The organism is Mesorhizobium sp. M4A.F.Ca.ET.020.02.1.1 (assembly GCF_004022645.1).
Classification (GTDB): domain Bacteria; phylum Pseudomonadota; class Alphaproteobacteria; order Rhizobiales; family Rhizobiaceae; genus Mesorhizobium.
This window is the reverse complement of record NZ_RZOI01000275.1, coordinates 1-7,115: the sequence shown is the minus strand read 5'-3', so window position 1 is coordinate 7,115 and position 7,115 is coordinate 1. Positions and strand designations below refer to the sequence as shown.

General features: G+C 65.8%; 8 protein-coding genes. 2 read left to right on the top strand and 6 right to left on the bottom strand.

Translation table 11 applies throughout. The annotated features are described in order from the left end of the window. Positions 1-201 (bottom strand): winged helix-turn-helix domain-containing protein (locus EN742_RS18065; RefSeq protein ID WP_189375436.1); only part of this gene is annotated, 201 nt, incomplete at its 3' end. A gap of 149 nt (positions 202-350) precedes the next feature. Here EN742_RS18065 and EN742_RS18060 point away from each other — a divergent pair. After that, complete coding sequence (locus tag EN742_RS18060; protein ID WP_126055136.1) at positions 351-1,184, top strand: AraC family transcriptional regulator; 834 nt, start codon at positions 351-353, stop codon at positions 1,182-1,184. On the opposite strand, the gene EN742_RS18055 is transcribed toward EN742_RS18060, so the two are convergent. The 4 genes from EN742_RS18055 to EN742_RS18040 all read right to left on the bottom strand — a co-directional run bounded on the left by EN742_RS18055 (position 1,181) and on the right by EN742_RS18040 (position 5,903). Further along, positions 1,181-2,116, bottom strand: a complete 936-nt coding sequence (locus EN742_RS18055; RefSeq protein WP_127406927.1) for a bifunctional helix-turn-helix transcriptional regulator/GNAT family N-acetyltransferase — start codon at positions 2,114-2,116, stop codon at positions 1,181-1,183. The genes EN742_RS18060 and EN742_RS18055 overlap by 4 nt on opposite strands. A 181-nt stretch (positions 2,117-2,297) precedes the next feature. Further along, complete coding sequence (locus EN742_RS18050) at positions 2,298-3,431, bottom strand: alanine racemase (protein ID WP_126055138.1); 1,134 nt, start codon at positions 3,429-3,431, stop codon at positions 2,298-2,300. Then, positions 3,428-4,708 (bottom strand): D-arabinono-1,4-lactone oxidase, encoded by a 1,281-nt coding sequence (locus EN742_RS18045; protein ID WP_127406925.1) that lies wholly within the window; start codon positions 4,706-4,708, stop codon positions 3,428-3,430. Before EN742_RS18045 ends, EN742_RS18050 begins: the two co-directional genes overlap by 4 nt. Before the next feature lie 13 nt (positions 4,709-4,721). Beyond that, positions 4,722-5,903: an MFS transporter gene (locus EN742_RS18040; protein ID WP_126055140.1), complete on the bottom strand. Its 1,182-nt coding sequence runs from the start codon at positions 5,901-5,903 to the stop codon at positions 4,722-4,724. A gap of 128 nt (positions 5,904-6,031) precedes the next feature. Here EN742_RS18040 and EN742_RS18035 point away from each other — a divergent pair, with 128 nt between their 5' ends. Next, a complete protein-coding gene (locus EN742_RS18035; protein ID WP_189375434.1) occupies positions 6,032-6,658 on the top strand; it encodes a TetR/AcrR family transcriptional regulator in 627 nt (208 codons plus the stop codon). Positions 6,659-6,662: 4 nt separating this feature from the next. On the opposite strand, the gene EN742_RS18030 is transcribed toward EN742_RS18035, so the two are convergent. Beyond that, positions 6,663-7,115, bottom strand: a 453-nt coding sequence (locus EN742_RS18030) for a LysR substrate-binding domain-containing protein (protein ID WP_245492349.1), incomplete at its 5' end; no start/stop codon positions are given.

Below are 7,115 nucleotides of genomic sequence, written 5' to 3'. Positions count from 1 at the left end.
GACGTAGACGCCCGGCCAGACAACGTCCATCAACTCCGCTTTCGGCACGACACGGCCCATGTTTCGGGCAAGATGCGAAAGCAGGGCGTAGGCCTTCGGGCGCAGGAACAGCGGCTCGTTGACGCCGCGCAACGTGCCCATGGCGAGGTCGAGCGTGAACCCGCCAAACCGGTATACCTGATCGGCAGCCGCCGTGGTCATCGGGACGCCCCTTCCCCGGACACTGGATCATGCCGCTTCGATTCCCACATCGACGGGGCATGACCGACGCATTATTGCGCAGTGCGCAATTTGGATCAAACTGACTGTCCGCGCGGGCATTATCGTCGGCCGGCCAAATGCGAGGAACCATGCACCCGACCGAGAAAGCGCTGTGGTTTGTCGAAAGCCATCTGCCGGACGCGATTTCGCTTGACGATGTCGCGCAAAGCAGCGGCGTGTCGCGTTTCCATGTGACGCGCGCGTTCGGCGCCGCCACCGGGCGCTCGGTGATGGGCTACATGCGCGCGCGCCGCCTGAGCGAGGCGGCGCGCAAGCTTGCCGGCGGCGCGCCCGATATTCTTTCGGTCGCGCTCGAAGCTGGCTACGGCTCGCATGAGGCTTTCACCCGCGCCTTCCGCGACCAGTTCGGCACCACGCCGGAACTGGTGCGCGCGCAAGGCTCGACCAACACCCTAGACCTCGTGGAGCCGATCCTGATGGACCAGTCGTTTCTCAGCAATCTCGAACCGCCGCGCTTCGAGACCAGCCGCCCCTTCCTCATCGCCGGGCTCGGCGTACGCTACAGCTGCGAGACAAGCGCCGGCATTCCGATGCTGTGGCAGCGTTTCGGACCCTATATCGGCAACATCCCCGGCGAGACCGGCGACGTCGCCTACGGCGTCTGCGTCAACGGCGACGACGCCGGCAATTTCGATTATGTCGCCGGCGTCGAGGTCGCTGACTTTTCGGAGCTGCCTAAGGAGTTCTTTCGCGTGCGCGTGCCGGCGCAGAAATACGCCGTCTTTGCCCATCGCGAGCACATCTCGACCATCCGCCGCACGGTCAACACGATCTGGAACAAATGGTTGCCGGCCTCGGGCCACGAGGTCGCCGACGCGCCGGAGTTCGAGCGCTACGGCCCCGAATTCGATCCGCGCAGCGGCAATGGCGGCCTGGAGATCTGGATACCGGTGAAGGGTTAGAGCGCCAAATTCCAGGTCTGGCCGACCAGATCCTTGCCGAAGGAATGGTGGCGCTCTTCTTTCGCCAGTTCGAAGCCCGCCGCCTGATAGATGCGGCGGGCCGAGACGAGGATGTCGTTGGTCCACAGCGTCAGCGTCCTGTAGCCTTTGGCGCGGGCAAAGCCGATGCATTCATCGACCAGCCGCTTGCCGATACCAAGGCCGCGCGCGGACGGCTCGACATAGAGCAGGCGCAGTTTCGCCACAGCGTCCGACTTGCGCACGAGGAAGACCGAGCCGACGACCTCTCCTTCCCGCTCGGCGATCCAGGCACGCTCCCATTTCGGGTCGAACTTCCTGACGAACTCAGCCAGGATCTCGGCGACCAGCGCCTCATAGGTTTCGTCCCAGCCATAGTCCTGCGCATAGATGAGGCCCTGGCGCCGCGTGACCCAGCCGATGTCGCCGACCTGCAAGGGCCGCAATACATACGGAACCCTGGGTTCCGGCTGATCGCCGAGCAGACGCTGCACGGTGCCCATCGCCTTGACCAGCCTGTCCTGCTCGGCCGGCGGGAGCTTGTCGAGCAAGGCCTGGACCTGCGCATGCGAGTCTTTGTTGAGCGGCGCGAAAGCATCCCTCCCCACCTGTGTCAGCGCGATCGATGAGCGCCGGGCGTCGGCTTCGGTAGCGGCGCGCTCGACGAGACCGCGTTCCTCGAATTTCTTCAGGAGACGGCTGACATAGCCGGCGTCGAGGCCGAGGTCGCGAACAAGGTCGCTGGCGACGAGGCCATCGTGATGGGCGAGTTCATAAAGCACCCGCGCCTCGGTCAGCGAGAACGGGCTCTTCAGCAGGCCTTCGTCAAGCAGGCCGATCTGTCGGGTGTAGAAGCGGTTGAAGGCGCGCACCGCGTCGGTGCGTTCCTTGCCGGGGTGATCGTGGATGGTCATGGCGCTTCTCCTGTCAGGGAGAAGATCGGGCATTTAGTTGACTGAGTCAAGTAAATGCTTGCAGGTCGAGGCGTGATACGCGTTCGTCATCCTACGGCGAAGCAAGGAGCGGAGCGACGCAGCGCAGACCCTAGGATGACGATGTCGCGGAGGCCTGCGCCAATGGCGAGCGCTTCGCACCTCACCCCATCGGCAACGCCGGCCAGCGCTCGACAATATGTCCGGCCGAAAACACCGCGATCGAGCCGAAATGCTGCAGCACGGCCTCGCTCTGCGTCGGACGCAGGAAGGCGCAGTCGCCGGGCTTTACGTCGGCTCCGGCCGGCAGGGCCATGAACTGCTGGTTGGAGGACAGGCCCATCAGGCTGTTTACCTTCATGCCCTCCGGGAACACCGGCCCGGCCATCCACTTGCCGCCGTAGAGATAGCAGCCCTTGCGCGGGAACAGGCCAAGCGCCGTGAGCATGCGGGACACCGAGGCCGGCCCCGGCAGCACCGGCTCCACCACCTTCAGGATCGGCGTCGCGATGAAGGCTGCAGGCTGGAGGCCATCCAGGCCGGGGACGTCGAAATCGCTGGGCAGCACGAAAGCGGAGCCGATCGAGACTTCGTTGGCGACCCCGCCATGGTGCAGCAACGCCGTCTTCGAGCCGCCTATGTTCAGGATGCGGCGCTGGTCCTCGCCGAGGCTGTCGGCGAATTCCTCGGCCAGCGCCTGGGCTTTCCCCAGCGCGCCGGCCTGGCCGCCGAACAGGCCGGGAATCTCCGGCGCATGCGCCTCGTAGGCCATGATACCTTCGCAGCGCAGGCCGTTCGGGATGGTCAGCGCCTTTATGTCTTCGGGGCTGGCGAAGCCGCCGCGATGCAGCCCGACATCGACCTCGAAGGCAAAGCGCAGTTCGGTGCCAAGTTCGGCCGCCAGCGCGCCATACTCGGCCAGCCGCTGGTCGGTGTCGATCAGCCAGCAGACGCGCGACCAGCCGGCGCCGCCCTTGGTGAGCGCGGCTCTCGCCGCGCCGACCGGCATCGGCTTGCCGTAAAGCAGATCCGCCTCGGGAAAGGCGTCGAGCACGGCCTGCGTAATCGGCGGATGGAAAGTCATGAAACGGCTGGAGCCGAGCGCGCCGGCAATATGCTGGAGCAGCGGCATGGAGGCGAGCGACTTGTCGACCAGCCGCACGGCGAGGCCCGGCGCCAGTCTGTCCTTCACCAGCGCGATGTTGCGGTCGAGCCGGTCGCGGTCGAGCACGAGCGCGGGCTGGAAGATGCCGGCTTGCCTCAGCGCCTCGGAGAGATCGGCGAAATAGGCGCTCATGTGTCGATGCCGAACAGGCTGGCCATGTAGGGCGACACGAAGCGGTTTTCGGGATCGATATCGCGCCGCACCGCCATGGCGTCATCCCAGCGCGGATAGAGTTTCTTGAAATCCGCGGCCTTCAGGCTGTGCATCTTGCCCCAATGCGGCCTGCCGCCATACTTGCGGAAGATCGGCTCGGCCGCCCGCATGAAGGGCTCGGGACCGTTGGCCGCATCGTGGTGGATGGCGATCGAGCAGGTGAGCCTTTTGTGGAAGGGCGAAAGCCAGAATTCGTCCGGCGCCACCGAACGCACCTCCATCGGGAAGAAGACTTCCGGAAAGTGCTTCTCGGTCAGCGCGATGATCTCGGCCAGCGCCTTCGGCCCCTCCTCGAAAGGCAGGTGGTACTCCATCTCGTTGAATTTGGTGCGCCGGTCGCTGACATAGACGTTGAGCCAGTCCTGCACATAATCCTCGGCCGGCACCTTCTTGACGGCGCCCTTGATCAGCGCGCGGCGCAGCGACGGCAGCCAGCGCAGCACGGTGCGCAGCTTGCGCAGTGTCGCCAAACCCTTCTCGTCGTCCTCGGTCGGCCGTTGCGTCGGCTGCGCATCGCTCAGGTCGCTGGCGATGAACTGCGCATAGCCGGAAAACGGGATGTAGTAGAATTCGGCCGAACGGTGCGCGGCCAACATCGTCTCGAAATCGCGCAGCATGTCGCCGATCGGCAGCACCCATTTGCGGCGGCGCAGGCGGTAGGCCGCGATATTCTTCATCGTCACTTCGGTGAGGATGCCGAAGGCGCCGAGCGCGACGCCGGTGGCGTGGATCATGTCCTGGTCCCCTGCCCGGCTGTATTCGCGCAGTTTCCCTGTCCCGTCGACGAGTTGCACCGTCTCCAACTGCGTGTGATAGGCGCCGAGCTTCGGGCCCGAGCCATGCGTGGCGGTGCCCAGCGCGCCGCCGATCGCCTGCTTGTCGATGTCGCCCATGTTGGGCAGGGCCTGGCCGATGCCCTGCAGGATGTGCATCAGAGGCCCAAGCCGAGTGCCAGCCCGCAGCCGCGCCCGATTGGCCGCGGTGTCATGCGAGACCAGCCCCTCGATCTTCTCCAGCGAGACGATGGTGCCATCCGACCGCACCAGTGGCGTGAAGGAATGGCCAGCGCCGGCGACGCGGAGCGGACCGGGCGCCGAGCGCACCAGATCGGCAAGCTCGCCGGCATCTGACGGAGTGGCGATAAGCTTGGGTGCGGCCTGCACCAGGCCCGACCAGTTGCTCCAGGCTTTCTGCATCGCGCTTCTCCGCTCAGGCAATGGCGCGGCGATGCCGCGTCACGAGGATGAACAGGCCGAGCAGCGCGACGCTGGCGGCGGCGCTGGCGGCGGCGAATTCCGGCACCGGCCGGAAATCCTTGTCGATCAGCAGCGAGGCGGCAATCGGCCCGATCGCCAGGCCGAAGAGCTGGGCCGCCGGCACCAGAAGCACCGCGGTGCGGGTCTCGTCGGCGGTGATCGCCAGGCGGATCTGGTAGGGAACGATGAACAGCAGGATGAAGCCCATCACCAAGGCGGCGACCCAGAATATCGTCGGGCCAGGTCCGCTGGCGAAAATCAGCGAGCAGACAAGGGCGACGGCGCCGACGGCGGTGATCGCCAGGCGATAGTCGATGCGCGCCTCGATGGCGGTCGCGGTCATGGCGCCAACCACCTGCGCGGCGAGGCTTGCCGACACCATCAGGCCGACGGTGCGGCCATCGATGCCGAACTGCGCCCCGAGCGGCTCGAGGAAGGCCCAGATCGCGCCGAAGAACATGAAGTAGCAGAAGATCGAGAGCAGCGCGGCGATCGATCCGGGCGTCAGCACATTGGCGAAATGCTCTTCCTTCGGCAGGTCGGCATAGTCGTCCGGCACGATCCAGGCGACCGCCAGCGAGGCGAGGCAGACCACGCCGAGGGCGAGGAAGCCGCCGGACGCGCCGGCGACCGGGACGACATAGAGCGCCAAGGTCAGCGCCAGCGCGCATTGCGCCAAGGTCTGCACGGTGACGAAATAGCCGCCGATGCGCTCGGCCCGGCGCGAGCGCGCAATCAGCTCGGTGGCGATGGCGACCAGCCCGCCCTCGGCAAGCCCGGCCAGGCTGCGCGCGCCGATCAGCGCGTTGGCGCCGGCGGCATGGGCCGTCCACCAGTTGGCCGCCGCCAGCAGGAGCAGCAGGATGGCGCTCTTCCAGCGCATGTTGCGGGCGGACAGGGCCATGGCCACGACGCCCGAGCCGATGGCGATGGCGATCATCTCGGCGGTGGCGACCAGCGCCAACTCGTCGCCGGTGACATGGCCTTCGGTGTAGAGCGCGCCGAGCAGCACCGGCTGAAGCCCGAGGATCAGCAGGCCGACCGAGCCGATCCACAGCGCCGAAGCGAGCTGCAGGCCGCTCGGATTGCCGACCAGCCAGTCGCCGCCGTCCGTCTCGCCGGCTTGTGTAACCAAAGGCGCCTCCTCAACGTCCTTGCCGCATCGCCAAAAAACTGACAATCTGTCAGCATTTCTGGAAACTGATAGTTAATCATGTTTCTTGTCAACCGGAATTTTGGACCTCTCGCGAGAGATCGGGCGCAATGAGCGAAGCAAGGCGATTGGCGACGGAGCCCAGGCGCAGGCCAAAGCAGGAGCGCAGCCGCGAGCGCATCGACGCGATCCTTTCGACGACCATGCGACTGATTGGCGAGAAAGGCATCGATGCCGTCACGATGAAGGAAGTGGGTGCGCTGGCCGGCGGACCGATCGCCACCGTCTATCACTATTTCCCCAACAAATCGGCGATCCTGGCGATGCTCTACGAGCGCTTCGCGGAGGAGAGTCGCGCGCGCTTCGGCGCCATCATCGCCGGGATCCGCGGGGTGGACGATGTGACGTCGGCCGCGGATCGACTGCTCGACGACTACTACAACCGCGTGGCGGCGGATCCAGCCATCCAGGACCTGCAGAACGCGATCCAGGCCGACAAGGCACTGCAGAACCTCGACATCGCCGAGACCAGGCAGCAGGCGAAAATGTTCTGCGACCATGTCGGTCCGATGCTTGAGCCGGAGCGGCGCGGTGCGTTCGGACGCGTGGTCTTTCTCATCTTCCAGCTTGCCGGCGGCGTGGTGCGGCTGGCGCTGACGCAGGACGAGGCCGAGAGCCGGCGGACGATCGATGACTACCGGTCGATCATTCACACGCAGTTGCGGTTGTTTCTTTGAGCGATCAGGCGTCCAGCTTCGGCCCCAGAATCTCCACCAGCCAGTCGACGAAAACCCGCACCCTTGGCGACAGCTGGCGGCTGCGCGGATAAAGGACCGAGATCGGCGTCGGCGTGGGCGGATTGTCCGGAAGCACCTCGACTAGCCGACCGGCCTCGATGTCAGCGGCAAAACGGCGGCGCGGCGCCTGGTAGAGGCCGAAACCCTGGAGCACCAGCGTGGCGGCCGTGTCGGAGTTGGAAATCGTGACCCGCGACGGCAGGACGATCTCGTGCACCTTGCCGTCGACGGTGAATTCCAGCGGCATCACCTGCCCGGTGCGCGACGAGACGAAGCCGATCATCACATGGCCGGCCAGCTCGTCCAGGTCACGCGGCAGGCCGTGGCGCTCGACATAGTCGGAGCTGGCCGGCCATGTGATGATCGGCTTCGTCTCGTCGCGCACCGGGCAGGTGAT